Consider the following 16,138-nt stretch of genomic DNA (forward strand, 5'->3'; position numbering starts at 1 on the left):
CCGCCCAGCAGCACCTCGGCGCCCTCCTGCTTGCCGATGTCGAGGTAGCTGAGGATCTTCTCGAACTGGTCGTTCGAGGCCTGCGCGCCGATCGTGGTGGCGGGGTCCAGCGGGTTACCAGGCACGTGGGCCTTGGCCCGCTCGACCGCCAGCTCCATGAACGCGCCGAAGATTTCCTCCTGCACGAGCGCGCGTGACGGGCAGGTGCACACCTCGCCCTGATTGAGCGCGAACATGCCAAAGCCTTCGAGGCACTTCTGCAGGAAGTCGTCCTTCTCCTGCATCACGTCGGCAAAGAACACGTTGGGGCTCTTGCCGCCGAGCTCGAGCGTGACCGGGATGATGTTCTCCGAGGCGTACTGCATGATGAGGCGGCCCGTCGTGGTCTCACCCGTGAAGGCGACCTTGGCGATGCGCTCGCTCTGGGCGAGCGGCTTGCCCGCCTCCGGCCCGAAGCCGTGGACGATGTTGACTACGCCCGGCGGGAGCACGTCCTTGATCAGGTCGATCCACTCCATGATGCCGACCGGCGTCTGCTCGGCGGGCTTGATGACGACGCAGTTGCCGGCGGCGAGCGCCGGGGCGAGCTTCCAGGCCGCCATCAACAGCGGGAAGTTCCACGGGATGATCTGCGCCACCACGCCGAGCGGCTCGGGGAGCTGGATCGAGACCGTGTCGGCGTCGTGCTCGGAGATGCCGCCCTCCTGGGCGCGGATGACGCCGGCGAAGTAGCGGTAGTGGTCGACGACGAGCGGGAGGTCGGCGTTGAGCGTCTCGCGGACCGGCTTGCCGTTGTCGACGGTCTCGACGCGGGCGAGGTACTCGAGGTTGTCTTCGGTGATCTGCGCGATCTTGAGGAGGATGTTCGAGCGCTCGGCGACGGAGGTCTTGTTCCACGTCTGGGCAGCTTTGTGCGCCGCGTCGAGGGCGCGCTCGACGTCCTTCTCGTTCGAGCGCGGGATCTCGCAGAAGTTCTGCCCGTCGATCGGCGACGGGTTCTCGAAGTAGCGGCCGTCGACCGGCTCGGCGTACTCGCCGCCGATGAAGTTGTGGTAGCGCTCCTTGAGTTGGGGGCGGTCGTAGATCATAGCGGTGTGGGGTTGGTGAAGGAGGAAGCGGTAGCCGCCTTGCGACAGCACAGATTATATCGTTTATTTAGGGTACCTGCAAGCGCTTCCAGCCGTCTAGCGGAAGGCTTCCAAAAAATCGCGGGATTCTGTCAGGTCGCCCGATGCCGTCTGCCCACCCCACCGACGCCTTCCACACCCGCCTCGCCCGCGTCGAGCGCGAGCGCCCGCCGCAGGACCTCGTCGAGAACCGCGTCACGTTCGGGGCCGAGGGGGCCGAGTTCGCGGTCTACGACACGTTCCGCCCCGCCGAGCGCGTCCCGCTCACCGCTCCGAACCCGCTCTACTGCGGCATGGTGACCGGCAAGAAGGTGGTCCACACTGCGCGGGGCGCAGCCATTCCGTTCCTCCCCACTGAGTCGCTCGTCGTCCCCTCGGACCAGACCATCGAGATCGACTTCCCCGGAGCCTCCGACGAGACACCGACGAAGTGCCTCACGATCGAGATCGACCGGGTGCGGGTGCAGCGCGTGGTCCAGCGGCTCAACGAGGCCGCCCCGCGCCACGCCGAGGCTGGCGAGTGGGCCTACGAGGACGAGACCGTCTGCCACTTCCACAACACGCCCGGCTTCGAGCGGACGATCCACCAGCTCGCCGGGCTGTTCGTCGAGGACCACCCGGACAAGGAGACGCTGATCGACCTCGGCGTGCAGGAGCTCGTCGTGCGGATGCTGAGGATGGAGGCGCGGCGGCTCCTGCTCGAAGCCAGCCGCGCCCAGGCCGCGCGCGACCCGCTCGCCGCCGCCGTGGAGTACGCCAAGCAGCGCCTCCACGAGCCGCTCACGGTCGGCGACCTCGCCGCTGTCGCCTGCATGAGCGAGCCGACGTTCTACCGCCACTTCCGAGGCACCTTCGGGCAGACGCCGGTCGCCTTCCTCACCGGCGAGCGCATCCGCCGCGCCCGCCGCCTGCTCGCCGGGGACCCGCACCGGACCGTCTCCGCCGTGGCCGCCGCCGTCGGCTTCGCCAGCCCGAGCCACTTCATCCGCGTCTTCCGCGCCCACGTCGACCAGACGCCGAAGCAGTACCAGCTCGCGCAGCGCGCCGGCCGGCTGAGTGAAGCGTGACGGGGAAAGCAGCTACGGGTCCACCGTCTGCGCGCGGGCGATGAGGCGGCCGGGTAGCCCGGCTCAGGCGGAGGTCTGGTGCGCGGTCATCCCGCCCATCACACGAGCCATCATGCGGACCTTGCCCCAGCGAGGCAGCAGGGCGAGGCCGCCAGAGAGAACCTTCGTCAGCAAGCCGGGCCGCACAGTCTGCCGCCGCCCGAGCGCCGCGAGCGTGGGCTCTGCGACATCGTCCGGCGCGACCGTGGCACCCATCCTCATGTCGGCGCGTTCGGCGAAGCCGGTGCGGACGGGGCCGGGCGCGCACACCAGCACGTCCACGCCCATTGGTTTCAGCTCGACGTGCAGCGCTTCGCCGAGCGTCTGCACGTACGCCTTCGTCGCCGCGTAGTGCGCCGCGAACGGCGTCCCCTGGAACCCGACGAGCGAGCCGAGCAAGATCAGCCCGCCGCGCCCGCGCTCGGCCAGACGCCGCCCGAAGTGGTGCACCTGCCGGAGCACAGCACGCCCATTCACGTCGAGCATGTTCACCTCGTCCCCGAGGTCCGACTCCAGAAAGGCTCCTGACGTGCCGAAGCCCGCCGAGGCCACGAGCAGCCCCACGTCGAGGTCGGCCGTCGCCGCTTCAAGGTCGGCTAAACCAGACTCGGTTCCGAGGTCGGCTGCGACGGTGCGGGTCTCGGTGCCGTGCGAGGCGGTGAGGTCGGCAGCGAGGGTGTCGAGGACGCCGCCGCGACGGGCGACAAGGACGAGGTGCAGCCCGCGCTCGGCGAGTCGCCCGGCGAAGGCCCGGCCGATGCCGGAGGAGGCTCCGGTGACGACGGCCCACGGGCCGTACTGCGTGCGGAAAGAGGTCATGAGGCTAGGAGGCAGAAGGAGCGGAGGCTGATGCGCAGGAGCCGCACGACGAGCCGTTGCGGTGGAAGAAGAACAGCTTCATCGTTCCCATCGCAACACCGAAGACGGTCCACCATGCCCACGCCGGGACCGAGCCGACCAGCGCAGGCGCTGCCGCGACGGTAGGGGCGAGCCCGGCCCATGTGGCGCGGCCGAACACCGTCAGGGTGAGCGTGGCGAGGATGAGGACGAGCGTTGCCTGAAGGCGAGTCATGGTTGGAACCGGAGGGTGAACTGACGGGTGCTAAGATAGAATACTATCTGAGCACTGCCAAGTTGCACGCACAAGAAAAAAATGCCTGACACCTACCATCACGGCGACCTCCGCCGCGCCCTGCTCGATGAGGCCCACGCCGTCCTCGCCGAGCGCGGCGTGGGGGCGCTCTCGCTCCGCGACCTCGCCCGCCGCACCGACGTCAGCCCGACGGCTCCGTACCACCACTTCAAGGGCAAGACCGACCTCGTCTGCGCCCTCGCCGAAGACGCGCTCGACGGCCTCGACCGTGCCCTCGCCGCCCCCGACCACGCCGACCCCGCCGAGCGCATCCGGGCGATGGGTGTGGCCTACGTCCGCTACGCCGTCGCGCATCCCGAGCGTTTCCGCCTCGCGTTCCGGCCCGAGATGGGGGACCCGTTCGCGGGTCTGGCGCAAGACGACGGGGCACTCCCCGACGACATCGCCGGGTTTCGCCACCTGCTGCGCGCCGTCTCCGAGCTAGACGCCGACGCGGCCGAGCAGGTGCCGCTGGCCGTCGCGCTGTGGAGCCTCGTCCACGGTCTCGCGGCCCTCCTCGTGGACGGCCCGCTCCGCACGCTGGCCGCCGACCCCGACCGCGTCGAGGCGCTGGCTCAGGACGTCACCAACCAGGTCTGGTTCACCGGGTAGCGCGAGTTCCGACGGCCCGCGGGCTAGGGCAGGCGCACGATGGTCTGCGAGAGCCTGACCTGCCCAGCGCGAAGGTGCACCACGTAGAGCCCGGCGCTGACCGGTCGCCCGGCTTCGTCGCGGCCGGTCCACTGTGCCTCGTGCTGTCCGGCTGCGTGCTCACCCGCCGCGAGGACTGCCACGCTGCGGCCGAGTACGTCGTACACCTCGACCCGAGCGTGACCGGCGTCGGCGAGGTCGTAGCGCACCGTGAGGTCGGTGCGGAACGGGTTGGGGTAGACCTCGCCGAGGCCCGTCGCGGTGGCGAGGTCGCCTCGGGCGGCGGCAACTGGGGCGGCTGCGCTGGCCCCGGCGCGGGCGTCGAGCCGCGTGACGCTCCCGATGGCACCCAGCGCGAGGCCCTGCACGAAGACGCTGTCGGCCCCGGCGAGGTCGGCCAGCGGCAGGAGAACCTCAGTCGTGCCCTCGGGGCCGGCGGGACCCCGGAAGAGAATCTGCTCCGGCGCGGGATCGATGCCGACCTCGCCGACGGGCGTCGGGCGCGGGGCGCGGGTGTCCGACCACGCGAGGACGACGTCGGTGTCTGGCCGGGCGGCGGCCCCGACGACGAGCGCCGGGGCGGTCTCGCTCGGGCGCACCCAGAGCACCGGGTCCGGGGTGACAGCCTCGATCTCCACCGGCTCGCCGGCGATCCCCTCGCCGAGAATCTCGGCGTAGAGGTTCTGCTCGCCCTTGATCTCGGCGCGGAGGATGCCCGTCACGAGGCGCTTGTGGAGCCGCTTCTGGTCGGCAGCGGGAAGCGGTTCGTTGTCCGGCACCGTGTCCGTCGGCCCGCTGTGGCCCATGCCGACGACCTCGAAGTAGACGTTGCGGCTCGCGCTCTCGGCCTCGTCGAAGTAGCGCACCACCTGCGACGGCGGGACGATGCGGTCCACCGATCCCGCGATCTGAACGTGCCGGCCGGTGTACTCGTTGATGTTGCCGATCCGTCCGTCGTTGACGAACGCCGACTGGAGCCCGATGATCGTCTGCACGCGCTCTTCGATCCCGATCAGGAGCGCCAGCACGCCGCCGCCCATCGAGTGCCCCGAGGCCGCCCAGGGGCCGTCGTCGACCATGCCGCTAAACGGGCCGGGCGCATCGGACTGGTCCTCGACGTAGTAGAGCAGCGAGCGCGTGTCGCGGGCGTACTGCCGCTGGTTCGGGAAGAAGCCCGTCTCGGTGCCCGTCGAGGCGACGACGAAGCCCCAGCTCGCGATGTGGGTGCAGAGGTCGTCGTAGTTGCTCGGGCGGCCGAGGTAGCCGTGCTGGAAGGCGACGAGCGGAAACGGTCCGCTGCCCGCGTCCGGCGGCGCCTCGACCCCGGCGGCCGTCGCCGGATAGTAGATGCGGCCCCGAATCTGTCCCTGGCCGAACACGGCGTCTTGGAACACCACGTCGGTCCGGCCAACAAGGAAAGGCCCATCGTCTTCGATGGGCTGGGCGGGCTGCGCTATCGCCGGAGCGAGGGCGAGGAGCAGCGCGAGAGGGACGAGGCGGCGCACGGCACGGAAAAGCATGGCTGTAACGGGATAGATGAAGCGAGGGCGCGCGAATATACAGGCACCGCGCGCGACCCGCCGAAGACGCTCGGGCGGAGCCTGCCGCTACGAGAGATCGGGGGCCGGAAGCTGGTGCTGCGCCTCCCACGCCCCGTAGAGTTCGACCTCGGCGTGGAGCGTGCGGAGCACGTAGCTGAGCACCGCTGCGTCGTCGAGGTAGCCGACGACCGGGAGGAAGTCCGGGATCAGGTCCAGCGGGTTGAGGAAGTAGAGCACAGCCCCCACGATCAGCACGATCGCCTTGAGCGGGACGCGGCGGTATTCGCCGCCGAGCCACGCCCGGACGAGGCGCAGCAGCACCGGCAGGTCGGTGCGGATCTGCCCGATCTCCTCGCGGTGCTCGGCGATCTTATCGTACGCCTCGCGGACCACGGTGCGGACGCGCTTCGGGTTGCGGGTGACGCGCTCGGCCTTGCGGCGGAAGTACTCGAAGCGCGGCGGCGGCTCGGACGGTCGGGACGAAAGAAGTGGCATCGGGACGAGGGAAAAGTGGTGCAGCGTGCCTATCATCGGGAGGTAGTCTGCCAAGATACATCCCGCCCTTACCGTTCCAACGCTATGCACCGTCTGCTTCCGCTGCTGCTCGCCGCCCTCGCTCTCCCGGCTGCTGCCCAGCCGTTCGCTCAGCCGTTCGCCCCGCCGCCTGCCGCCGATCCCGGCGACGCCGCCTCGAACCCTGTCGCCGCGACGCCCGCTGCCGAGCGCCTCGCCGGGTTCGCCGCGCGCCGGTCTCTCGCCGAGCGCTCGCTCCTCGGCAACGTCCCGTTCCGCAGCGTCGGCCCAACGGTGATGAGCGGGCGCGTCACCGACGTAGACGTTTCGCCGGCCGACCCGGCGACGTTCTACGTGGCCTACGCCTCGGGTGGGCTGTGGCGCACGACGAGCGGCGGGGCCGCCTTCGAGCCGCTCTTCGACGACCAGGCCGTGATGACGCTCGGCGACATCGCCGTCGACTGGCGCGACCCGGAGGGCGACGGCGTGACGATCTGGGCCGGGACCGGCGAGAACAACTCCAGCCGCTCCTCCTACGCCGGCACCGGGGTCTACAAGTCCACCGACGGGGGTGCGTCGTGGCAGCACCTCGGCCTCGGCGAGACGCAGCACACCGGCCGCATCGTCCTCCACCCGGGCGACCCGGAGACGGCCTGGGTCGCCGCCATCGGGCCGCTCTACTCGCCCGGCCCCGACCGCGGCGTCTACAAAACCACCGACGGCGGCGCGACGTGGGAGCGAACGCTCTTCGTGAGCGACGATGCCGGGGTGATCGACCTCGCCCTCGATCCGTCTGACCCCGACGTGCTCTACGCCGCGGCGTGGGAGCGGACGCGGCGGGCGTGGGACTTCACCGAGGCCGGCGCGGGCTCGGGCATCTACAAATCCGCCGACGGCGGGGCGTCGTGGACGCTCCTCACCGTCGAGGGCAGCGGCTTCCCGACCGGCGCGGGCGTCGGGCGGATCGGTCTCGCGGTCTACCCCGGCAACCCGCAGACGATCTTCGCCTCGCTCGACAACCAGAACCGCCGCCCCGCCGAGGCCGACGAGGAAGCGCTGGCGCTGACAAAGGACGCGCTTCGGACGATGCCGCGCGACGCGTTCCTCGCGCTCGCCGAGGACGAGCTCAACGACTACCTCGACCGCAACGGCTTCCCGATCTCGTACACCGCCGCCTCGCTCCTGGAGATGGTCGAGGCCGGCGACCTCGAACCGGTCGCGCTCGTCGAGTACCTCGAGGACGCCAACCGGCAACTCTTCGACACCCCGGTCGTCGGGGCCGAGGTCTACCGCTCCGACGACGGCGGGCAGACCTGGACCCGCACGCACGAGGGCTACCTCGACGACCTCGTGTTCTCCTACGGCTACTACTTCGGCGAAGTCCGCGTCGCCCCGGACAACCCCGACCGGCTCTACCTGCTCGGCGTCCCCATCATCGCCTCCTCCGACGGCGGGGCGACGTGGGAGAACATCGGGCAGGCGCACGTCCACGTCGACCACCACGCGCTCTTCGTCAACCCGAACCAGGCGGGCCACCTCGTCAGCGGCAACGACGGCGGGATCAACGTGAGCTACGACGACGGCACTTCGTGGTTCAAGGCGAACGTGCCGCCGGTCGGGCAGTTCTACACGGTCGCCGTGGACGCCCAGGAGCCCTACCACGTCTACGGCGGCCTCCAGGACAACGGCGTCTGGGCCGGGCCGCACACCCACACGCCCGGCCCCGGCTGGCTGGCCTCGGGCGACTACGACTTCGACTGGATCATGGGCGGCGACGGGATGCAGATCGCCGTCGACACGCGGACCAACAACACGGTCTACACCGGCTTCCAGTTCGGCAACTACTTCCGCCTCGACCGTCCGGCCCCCGGCGCGGACTACGAGCGCACGCGCATCACGCCCCGCCACGACCTCGGCGAGCGCCCGCTCCGCTTCAACTGGCAGACGCCGATCCACCTCTCGCGCCACAACCAGGACATCCTCTACCTCGGCTCCCAGAAGCTCCACCGCTCGCTCGACCGGGGCGAGACCTGGACCGCGCTCTCGGACGACCTCACGCTCGGCGGCATCCCCGGCGACGTGCCCTACGGCACCCTCACCTCGATCGACGAGTCGCCGCTTCGGTTCGGGCTGCTCGTCGTCGGGAGCGATGACGGGCTCGTGCACGTCACCGAGGACGGCGGGCGGAAGTGGACAAATGTCTCGGCGGGCCTGCCGGCGGACCTGTGGGTCAGCCGCGTCGTCGCCTCGGCGCACGACGAGCGGCGGCTCTACGCCGCTCTCAGCGGCTACCGGTGGGACCACTTCGACGCCTACGTCTACCGCTCCGACGACCTCGGCCAGACCTGGCAGCGCATTGGGATGGATCTCCCGGCGGAGCCGGTCAACGTAGTCGTCGAGGACCCGGCGAATGAGGACCTGCTGTTCGTCGGGACCGATCACGGGCTCTACGCGAGCCTCGACGGGGGGGCGTCGTTTATGACGATGATGGGCGAGCGCACCGGCGAGAGCCTGCCGCACACGCCGGTCCACGACGCCGTGATCCACGAGGGCGAACACCACCTCGTCCTCGGCACGCACGGCCGGTCGATCTGGGTGGCCGACCTGGAGCACGTCGCCCAACTCACGCCGGAGGTGCTGGCCGGCGGGCTTCGTCTCTTCGAGGTCGAGCCGGTGCAGCACTCGGAACGCTGGGGCGAGCAGGGCTGGACCTGGGGCGAGCCGACGACTCCCGAGGCGGTGCTGACCTACTTCGCGCCCGCCGCCGGGCAGGCCACCGTCACCGTCACCGACTCCCTCGGCACCCTCATCACCGCCACCTTCGACAGCGCCGAGGCCGGGCTGAACACGATCACCTACGACCTGACGGTCGATCCCGACGAGGTCCGCGACGACCAAGTCTCGGCCGAGGACGGGCGGGTCTACCTCGGACCTGGCGACTACACCGTCTCGGTTGCGCTAGACGGTGAGACCGCAGCCGAGCGGCTGACCGTCGAGCCTGCTCCTGCGCCGCCTTCGAGAGGGCGGAAGAAGACGCCCTAAAACGGGCAGCGGGGAAATCAGTAAGTCGTCGGTCAGGGTTGTCCCCTTTTGCCGTATCCTGCTGCAACAGAGAGGTGCGACGTAACCGCTGCGTTACAGAGCCCACGCCCAAGGGGCTCTCGCACACCCTTCTCTGAGGTAACCACCACCGATCTTTGTCATCGTTACCACATCCCGAGAGGCCACTCCATGTCCTACTCTCGCCCCTTCTACAGGAGTGCCCGCTTGCGCCACTTTGCTGGCGGCGCGGCGGCGTCCTTCCTCGTTCTCACGTTTTTGCTCGGTTTCGTGGGCTGCGACCGTAACCTAGCCGATGCTAACCAGCCAGGCGTCGATGTCGAAGTCGACGTGCGCCCGGCCCCGTGCGACAGCACGCGGTACGAGGAGCCGCCTGTCTCGGAGCGCCGCGAGGTCGACCCGAGCGGCAACGTCCGCGTCAAGGTCACCGTGCGGACGTGCTGCTGCTGCTGTGGCGAGCCGGTCAGCCGCCGCACGGGCTACGTCCCCCCCGTCCCGATCACCGGAACCGGCCCCGGCAGCCCGCCGCCGACCCGGACCACGCCGCCGGCGGACCTGCCGGAGCTGCCAGAGCTTCCGCCCGTCGCCGAACTCCCGCCGATCCAGCCCGGCCCGCCGCTTCGGACGACGCCTCCGACGGCCGGCGGCTTCCCCGGCGGCGTCCCGGCGCTGCCGCCGATCGCGCCGCCCGCGCAGGCCGGCATCCCGTGGTGGCTCGGCCTGCTAGGAGCCCCGCTCCTGCTGTTCACCGTCGGCGACAACGAGGGCGTGATCTGCGGCCCCGACTCCGGCCTCCCGACTGGTCCCAACCGGCCACGCTGCAACTAGGAGTCTGGGAGTCTCAAGAAAAGCCAAGCAAGTTACGGAGGCCGCTGCTCTTCGCGCCGACGTTCGTTCTCCCTCTCGCTCGTCCTCCCATCCCCCTGTTCCCTCCTCGCTCTCCACGCCGGAGAATCTCTAGGAGAGGCTAGCCTCCCTGCTTCGCCTTCCGGTCCACGGGCACCCACTTGGCCTCCGCCACGCCGGCACGGTGGTTGACCCAGCGGGCGAGGACGAAGAGGAAGTCCGAGAGCCGGTTGAGGTAGCGCGCCGCGTGGTCGTTGACTGCCTCCAGCGCGGCAAGCTCGACGGTGTAGCGCTCGGCGCGGCGGGCGACGGTGCGGGCGACGTGGAGGGCGGCGCCGGCCGGGGAGCCGCCCGGCAGGATGAAGTGCTTGAGCGCTGGCAGGTCTTCTTCCAGCGCGTCGATGTCGTGCTCCAGCTGCTCGACGTGTGAAGCCTCCATGCGGGGCACGGGGTACTTGGTTTCGCGCGGGGCCGCGAGGTCGCCGCCGAGAACGAACAGTTCCTGCTGGATGCGGTCGAGGATCGGGTCGGCGTGGTCGAAGCCGGGTGCATCGGCGCTGAGCGAGCGGGCGAGGCCGAGCGCGGCGTTGGTCTCGTCGACGGTGCCGTAGGCCGTGATGCGCGGATGCGTCTTGGCGACGCGGTCGCCGCCGAAGAGGGCCGTCGTGCCGTCGTCGCCGGTGCGGGTGTAGACTTTCATGGGTCGGGAGGTCGGGAGGTCGGAAGCAGAGCCGGTCAAGGTACCAAGACACCTGCGCAGCGCGCCAACCGTCTCACCGTCCTCCGCCTCACCGTCCTCCGCCTCACCGTCCTCCGCCTCACCGTCCTCCGTCTCACCGTCCTCCGTCTCACCGTCCTCCGTCTCACCGTCCTCCGTCTCACCGTCCTCCGTCTCACCGTCCTCCGTCTCACCGAAACGGGAACCGGACAGGGCACGCGCCGGTGCATCCGCCGCTCCCACTGCGGCCTGCTATGACACGAACGCTCCTCGCTCTCTCCGCCCTGCTGCTTGTCCTACCGGGATGCGACACCGGTGAGGGACAGAACCTCTTCTTCGAGCAGTCCAGCTTTCCCGCCCAGGGGCTCACAGTGACGGATGAGAGTGGTACCATCGAGGACGGGAGCGAGGACCCCGACGACTGGCGGGTGGCTCCGTTCTTCGCCAACCAAGTCACGGTCCGCCCCGCGTTTCCGAACCCGGTCGCCCGCAACGGCCTCGTCACGATCACCGTGCAGGACACCTTCGGCGACGCGCTCACCGGAGCCCTCACCGTAACCGGCCGCCGCGACGACAATCGGATCGAGGCACTCGTCTCCGACCAGGGCCCGGACTTCTACACGCTGACGTTCAACCCGACGCGGCTCCGGCTCACCGGCGGCGAGACGGCCCGGCTCTACCGCGTCCGCGTCTTCGACGGCCAGCAGCGCATCGTGACCTACGGCGACATCCTCGTGCGCTAGCTACGAGCCCGAGCTGTTGCGCCGCTGGAGGAGGTCGAAGTAGCGCTTGATGAGCTCCTGGTAGTCCGGCGCGTAGCCGCTCTCGAGCGCCCGGATCAGGTCGCGCCGGAGGCAGTCTGCCTCAGCTTCGGATGAGCAAGTCTTGTTGATTCGGCACAAAAAATGTACTGTGCTCACTTTGATCAAGGGGCTGGCATAGATAAGGTCTGGTGGCTTAGCCTCTGCCATGACCCGACGACGAAGCAAACTGCCACTTGCGATCCAGCACAAGCTCACCGAGCACTTCGTCGCGGGCACTACGGCCCGCACGGCTGCTGAACTCGCTGGTGTCAACCGTAACACGGCCACGCTCCACTACCTCAAGCTGCGCGAGATCATCGCCGAGCACATTGCCCACGAGAGCCCCTTCGACGGAGAAGTCGAGATCGACGAGAGCTACTTCGGAGGCCGACGCAAGGGCAAACGGGGCCGTGGAGCCGCAGGCAAGGTCGTTGTCTTCGGCATCCTCAAGCGCGGCGGCAAGGTCTACACCGCCGTGCCGCCGGACCTCAAGTGCGCCACGCTCTTGCCGATCATCCGCCAGCAGGTTGAACCTGATTCCATAGTCTATACCGACGGCTTCAGCGTCTATGACACCTTGAATGCGTCGGGGTTCGAGCACTACCGGATCGATCATGGTGAGGGTTACGTGGACTATGAGATAGGCGAGGCTAACGGGCGCTTAGCTCACATCAACGGGATCGAGAACTTCCCGCCCGCCGACAGCGGGTCGGCGGAACCAGGCGAAGCGGCATCTGCGTCGGTATAATGGAGTGCCAAAGGCTCATTTCGAGCTGTTTTTGAAGGAATGCGAGTGGCGGTTCAACTACGGATCGCCGCGCGAGCTACTGAAGACTCTTCTGAACTGGACCGTTATCTAGGCCAGCCCCTATGGGAATGTCCGCCGGTAGGCTGCTCTTTATCGTCTATCGAATGAGAGCAAGCGCCCAACAAGCGAGCGCTTCAACCTAAACGCGCACGTCGTCGTGCTCCTCGGCCAAGACCTCGTCGCCCGTGGCGATGCGGCGGCGGCCGAGCCAGGCGAGCGCCGTCACGAAGGCGAACCCGCCGAGCGCGAGGGCGAGCGCGACCGGCCACTCCGGTCCCGGCGTGAGCAGCACCGACGGATCGGGGATTGCTTCGATGGCCCCGTCCGAGCCGACGTGCTCGACGGTCCCCACCCACGGCCAGAGCGCCCGGAGCGACCCGGCGAGGAGGCCGACGAGGACGGCCATCGTGAGGTCGTGGTGCCGGTCGAGGAGCCACGAGAGGAGCTTCGCTACGGCCCCGAGGCCGAGGCCTGCGCCGAGCGCGAAGACGGCAACGTAGCCAACGTCGAGGTCGCGGAGAGCCTCCAGCGTGGTCCGGTAGAGGCCGAGGACTTCGAGCAGGAACGCGCCGCTCACGCCGGGCAGGATCATCGCGTTGATCGCCACCGCCGCCGTTAGCCCGATCCGCAGCGCCGACGGGTCCGCGAGGTCGGGGCTGCGCGGCAAGCCGACGAGCAGAAACGCCAGCGCGGCGGCACCGGCGGCGACGGCGTAGTGCCAGGTGCGGTGCGTGTGCCGCTCCTGCCACGGGATCACGAGCGACGCCGCCACGAGGCCGAAGAACAGCGCCCGGCACTCGACCGGGTAGCGGTCCAGCAGCTCGGGGATGAAGAGCGAGCCGAGGCCGATGGCGAGGAAGATGCCCGCCGCGAGCGGGAGCAGCAGGCTCCACTCCAGCGCCAGCACCGCCGTCCATGCCTCGCGCCCGCGGCCCCGGACGAGGAGCAGCACCGCCGTCACCGCCTCGCCGATGGCGTCGATCAGGTTCTTGTAGATCCCGACGATCAGCGCCATCGTACCGCCGCTCACGCCGGGGATGATGTCGGCCGAGCCCATCAGGAGGCCCTGGCTGAAGTGCGTGAAGAGCGCGCGCGGGCGCCGAGGGGACGAGGCCATGCAGAACGAGGCAAGAAAGGGCGTAGGGGCGAGGCACGCCTCGCCCGAAGCAGCGTGGGCGTTAGCGACCGGCGTGGTCGGCGACGAGGGGGACGAAGAGGCAGTCCATCAGTTCCTCGCGCTCGAACCCCGTGGCGGTGCGGGTGATGCGGAGCATAGTCTGCTTGTCCGCCTCGCCGATGGGGATGATGAGACGGCCGCCTGCCCGGTCCGCGTCCGGCCCCCGAAGCTGGTCTAGGAGGGCTTCTGGGACCTCGCTCCCGCCCGCCGTCACCACGATCCCGTCGAACGGGGCCGAGGCGGGCCAGCCGAGCGTGCCGTCGCCGTGCCGGGCGAGGACGCGGTAGCCGAGGTCGTCCAGAAGCGCGCGGGTCCGTTCGAGAAGCGGTTCATGGCGCTCGATGGAGAGCACGCGGGCACCGAGTTCGCAGAGCACCGCTGCCTGGTAGCCGCTCCCGGTACCGATTTCCAGGATGCGGTGGCCAGGCTGGACGCCGAGGAGGCTGGTCTGATAGGCAACCGTGAACGGCTGCGAGATCGTCTGCTTCAGCCCGATGGGGAGGGCCTCGTCCCGGTAGGCGCGGTGGCGCAGCGCGTCGTCTACAAACGCGTGGCGCGGCACCGCTGCCACCGCGCTCAGCACGCGCTCGTCGGCGATGCCTTTGTCCCGGAGCAGAGCGACGAGCGCTCGGCGCTGGTGGTCGTAGGAGCGGGCGGGCATGGGGCTTTGTCTGGCGGGGAGAGTGGGGAGAGTGGGGAGAGTGGGGAGAGTGGGGAGAGTGGGGAGAGTGGGGAGAGTCAAGAAAAGGCACCAAAGTTAACGAGACCCTCGCGCTCTGCGCCAACGTGTCTTCGCCGGTTCGTCCTCTCGCCCCTTCGCCCTTTCCCGCCGTTCTTCCCAGGCCGAACAATCCCTCCACGCCGACACTCGCCTCACGCCTGCACGAACTCGTCCTCGGCGGGAGGCGGGTCCTCGGCGCGGCGCTGGATGAGGGCCTCGGTGAGCCGCTCGCGCAGCTCTTCCGGCGAGAGGGCCGTCTGGATCACACCGTCCTCGGCGACCGAGATGCGCCCCGTCTCCTCGCTCGTGACGACGACGAAGGCATCGGTCCGCTCGGTCAGGCCGACGGCGGCGCGGTGACGCAGGCCGAGCTGCGGGTCGAGGCGGCGCGCGTCGGAAACGGGGAGGATGCAGCGGGCCGCGGCCACCTTCTGGTCCTCGATGATGACGGCCCCGTCGTGCAGCGGCGAGTTCGGGAAGAACACGCTCGTCAGGAGGTCGCGCTCGACGTTGGCGTTGATCGCGGTCCCGCTCTCGATGTAGTTGCGCAGCCCGGACGAGCGCGAGAACACCGTCAGCGACCCGATCCGGTTCTCGGACATCTCGCGCGCCGCCGCCACCATTTCCTCGATGGTCCGCTCCCGGGCCGGCGTCGCCACGAAGCGGCTGACGAGCGGGTTGCGGCCGAGCATGAACAGGAGCCGCCGGATCTCGGGCTGGAAGAGGATGATGACGACCACCACGAACACCTCGCTCACCGCCCCGAAGAGGACCTCGAGCGTCGTCAGCCCGAGGAACTGGACGAGCACGTTGAGCCCGTAGATCACGAGCAGCAGGAGCGACACCTGCACGGCGATCGTTCCCCGGATCAGCCGGTAGAGCTGGTAGACCAGGAAGGCGACGATGAGGATGTCGAGCACGTCCTTCAGCTCGAACGGGATGAAGAAGACCTCGAGCGCCAGCCTCATGGCCTCGCCTCCCGAAGCGCGCCGCCGGCCTCGGCTGCGGCCGTTAGCCCCGCCAACATCTCGACTGTCTCCCGGACGTCGTGCGTGCGGACGATCGACGCGCCGCCGAGCACGGCCACCGCCGTCATGCCGAGCGTCCCGAACAGCCGCTCGCCGACCGGCACCGGCTGCTCCACTGTGCCGAGCACCGCGCCCACCGTGCTCTTGCGCGAGATGCCGACCAGCACCGGCCGCCCAACTTCCAGCAGCGCGTCCACGCGCCCAACGAGGCACAGGTTTTCCGCCACCGACTTGCCGAACCCGAAGCCGGGATCGAGGACGACGTCGCGGACGCCCGCCGCCTCGGCCGCGTGCACCGACGTCCGGAGCGACGCCGCCACGTCGGCCACGACGTCGGCGTAGGCGTGCTCGTGCGGCATCGCGCCGGGCCGCCCGAGCGAGTGCATCACAATGAGCGGAGCGCCGGCCCGAGCTGCGGCGCGGGCGGCCCCGTCGCCGTAGCGCAGGCCGGTGATGTCGTTGACCAGGTGCGCGCCCGCGCCGAGCGCGGCCTCGGCCACCACCGGCTTGTAGGTGTCCACCGACAGCAGCGCCTCCGGCAGCCGCGCCGCCAGCGCCTCGACGACCGGGAGGACGCGCCGCATCTCCTCGTCCGCCGCGACCGCCTCGGCCCCGTCGCCGTAGACCGCGCCGCGCGGCCGCGAGGACTCGCCCCCGATGTCGATCAGAACCGCACCCTCCTCCAGCATCGTCTCGGCGCGGCGGAGGGCGTCGCCGGGGTCGAGGAAGTCGCCGCCGTCGGAGAACGAGTCCGGGGTCACGTTCAGGATGCCCATGACGTGCGCCCGCCCCGGCTGGCAGTCGAGGACGCGGCCGCGGCAGTCGAGGAGGAAGGGGTCGGAGGAGGCAGGGCGCATAGCACCGGAGAGGGCGGGGCGAAATCTACGAAGCCCAGCGCCGCGCCGCA

16 protein-coding genes and 1 pseudogene are annotated in these 16,138 nt (G+C 69.7%); 6 read left to right on the forward strand and 11 right to left on the reverse strand.

Going from position 1 to position 16,138, the window contains the following annotated elements; all coding sequences use genetic code 11:
- A partial coding sequence (locus AAGI91_13540; protein MEM1043638.1) for an aldehyde dehydrogenase family protein occupies nucleotides 1-1,088 on the reverse strand: 1,088 nt, incomplete at its 3' end.
- Between the two features lie 143 nt (nucleotides 1,089-1,231).
- Here AAGI91_13540 and AAGI91_13545 point away from each other — a divergent pair.
- The gene (locus AAGI91_13545; protein ID MEM1043639.1) at nucleotides 1,232-2,194 is read left to right on the forward strand and encodes a helix-turn-helix domain-containing protein; all 963 of its coding nucleotides are present in this window, start codon (nucleotides 1,232-1,234) and stop codon (nucleotides 2,192-2,194) included.
- Nucleotides 2,195-2,257: 63 nt separating this feature from the next.
- On the opposite strand, the gene AAGI91_13550 is transcribed toward AAGI91_13545, so the two are convergent.
- Together AAGI91_13550 and AAGI91_13555 are read right to left on the reverse strand one after the other, a co-directional pair.
- Complete coding sequence (locus AAGI91_13550; GenBank protein ID MEM1043640.1) at nucleotides 2,258-3,052, reverse strand: SDR family NAD(P)-dependent oxidoreductase; 795 nt, start codon at nucleotides 3,050-3,052, stop codon at nucleotides 2,258-2,260.
- 4 nt (nucleotides 3,053-3,056) lie between these two features.
- A complete protein-coding gene (locus tag AAGI91_13555) occupies nucleotides 3,057-3,305 on the reverse strand; it encodes a hypothetical protein (GenBank protein MEM1043641.1) in 249 nt (82 codons plus the stop codon).
- An 81-nt stretch (nucleotides 3,306-3,386) separates the two neighbouring features.
- Between AAGI91_13555 and AAGI91_13560 the strand changes: the two genes are divergently transcribed.
- On the forward strand, nucleotides 3,387-3,977 hold the full coding sequence (locus AAGI91_13560; GenBank protein MEM1043642.1) for a TetR/AcrR family transcriptional regulator: 591 nt from the start codon (nucleotides 3,387-3,389) through the stop codon (nucleotides 3,975-3,977).
- A gap of 23 nt (nucleotides 3,978-4,000) precedes the next feature.
- Here AAGI91_13560 and AAGI91_13565 read toward each other — a convergent pair whose 3' ends face one another.
- Both AAGI91_13565 and AAGI91_13570 read right to left on the reverse strand, forming a co-directional pair.
- Entirely contained in the window at nucleotides 4,001-5,536 is a 1,536-nt protein-coding gene (locus AAGI91_13565) for a FlgD immunoglobulin-like domain containing protein (GenBank protein MEM1043643.1), read from the reverse strand.
- Nucleotides 5,537-5,623: 87 nt separating this feature from the next.
- Entirely contained in the window at nucleotides 5,624-6,106 is a 483-nt protein-coding gene (locus tag AAGI91_13570) for a YkvA family protein (protein MEM1043644.1), read from the reverse strand.
- 30 nt (nucleotides 6,107-6,136) lie between these two features.
- On the opposite strand from AAGI91_13570, the gene AAGI91_13575 reads away from it, so the two are divergent.
- Both AAGI91_13575 and AAGI91_13580 read left to right on the forward strand, forming a co-directional pair.
- Nucleotides 6,137-9,112, forward strand: a complete 2,976-nt coding sequence (locus tag AAGI91_13575; protein MEM1043645.1) for a glycosyl hydrolase — start codon at nucleotides 6,137-6,139, stop codon at nucleotides 9,110-9,112.
- A 225-nt stretch (nucleotides 9,113-9,337) separates the two neighbouring features.
- Entirely contained in the window at nucleotides 9,338-9,958 is a 621-nt protein-coding gene (locus AAGI91_13580) for a hypothetical protein (GenBank protein MEM1043646.1), read from the forward strand.
- Nucleotides 9,959-10,097: 139 nt separating this feature from the next.
- Here the strand turns inward: AAGI91_13580 and AAGI91_13585 are convergent, their stop codons facing one another.
- Nucleotides 10,098-10,676, reverse strand: coding sequence for a cob(I)yrinic acid a,c-diamide adenosyltransferase (locus AAGI91_13585; GenBank protein ID MEM1043647.1), 579 nt, complete (start codon nucleotides 10,674-10,676; stop codon nucleotides 10,098-10,100).
- Between the two features lie 272 nt (nucleotides 10,677-10,948).
- Here AAGI91_13585 and AAGI91_13590 point away from each other — a divergent pair, with 272 nt between their 5' ends.
- On the forward strand, nucleotides 10,949-11,437 hold the full coding sequence (locus tag AAGI91_13590; GenBank protein MEM1043648.1) for a hypothetical protein: 489 nt from the start codon (nucleotides 10,949-10,951) through the stop codon (nucleotides 11,435-11,437).
- On the opposite strand, the gene AAGI91_13595 is transcribed toward AAGI91_13590, so the two are convergent.
- Nucleotides 11,438-11,614 carry a hypothetical protein gene (locus tag AAGI91_13595; protein MEM1043649.1) on the reverse strand — a complete coding sequence of 59 codons (177 nt, stop codon included), beginning with the start codon at nucleotides 11,612-11,614 and terminating at the stop codon, nucleotides 11,438-11,440. It abuts the gene before it with no gap.
- A gap of 49 nt (nucleotides 11,615-11,663) precedes the next feature.
- Here AAGI91_13595 and AAGI91_13600 point away from each other — a divergent pair.
- Nucleotides 11,664-12,357 (forward strand): annotated as a pseudogene (locus AAGI91_13600) (IS1595 family transposase).
- Between the two features lie 87 nt (nucleotides 12,358-12,444).
- Here AAGI91_13600 and AAGI91_13605 read toward each other — a convergent pair.
- The 4 genes from AAGI91_13605 to folP form a co-directional block, all read right to left on the reverse strand.
- Nucleotides 12,445-13,422 (reverse strand): DUF368 domain-containing protein, encoded by a 978-nt coding sequence (locus AAGI91_13605; protein MEM1043650.1) that lies wholly within the window; start codon nucleotides 13,420-13,422, stop codon nucleotides 12,445-12,447.
- 61 nt (nucleotides 13,423-13,483) lie between these two features.
- A complete protein-coding gene (locus tag AAGI91_13610; protein ID MEM1043651.1) occupies nucleotides 13,484-14,143 on the reverse strand; it encodes a protein-L-isoaspartate(D-aspartate) O-methyltransferase in 660 nt (219 codons plus the stop codon).
- A gap of 212 nt (nucleotides 14,144-14,355) precedes the next feature.
- Complete coding sequence (gene cdaA, locus AAGI91_13615) at nucleotides 14,356-15,171, reverse strand: diadenylate cyclase CdaA (GenBank protein ID MEM1043652.1); 816 nt, start codon at nucleotides 15,169-15,171, stop codon at nucleotides 14,356-14,358.
- Nucleotides 15,168-16,088 (reverse strand): dihydropteroate synthase, encoded by a 921-nt coding sequence (folP, locus tag AAGI91_13620; protein ID MEM1043653.1) that lies wholly within the window; start codon nucleotides 16,086-16,088, stop codon nucleotides 15,168-15,170. Before folP ends, cdaA begins: the two co-directional genes overlap by 4 nt.
- Nucleotides 16,089-16,138: the final 50 nt, after the last annotated feature.

It is taken from the genome of Bacteroidota bacterium (assembly GCA_038746285.1).
Classification (GTDB): Bacteria; Bacteroidota; Rhodothermia; order Rhodothermales; family JANQRZ01; genus JANQRZ01.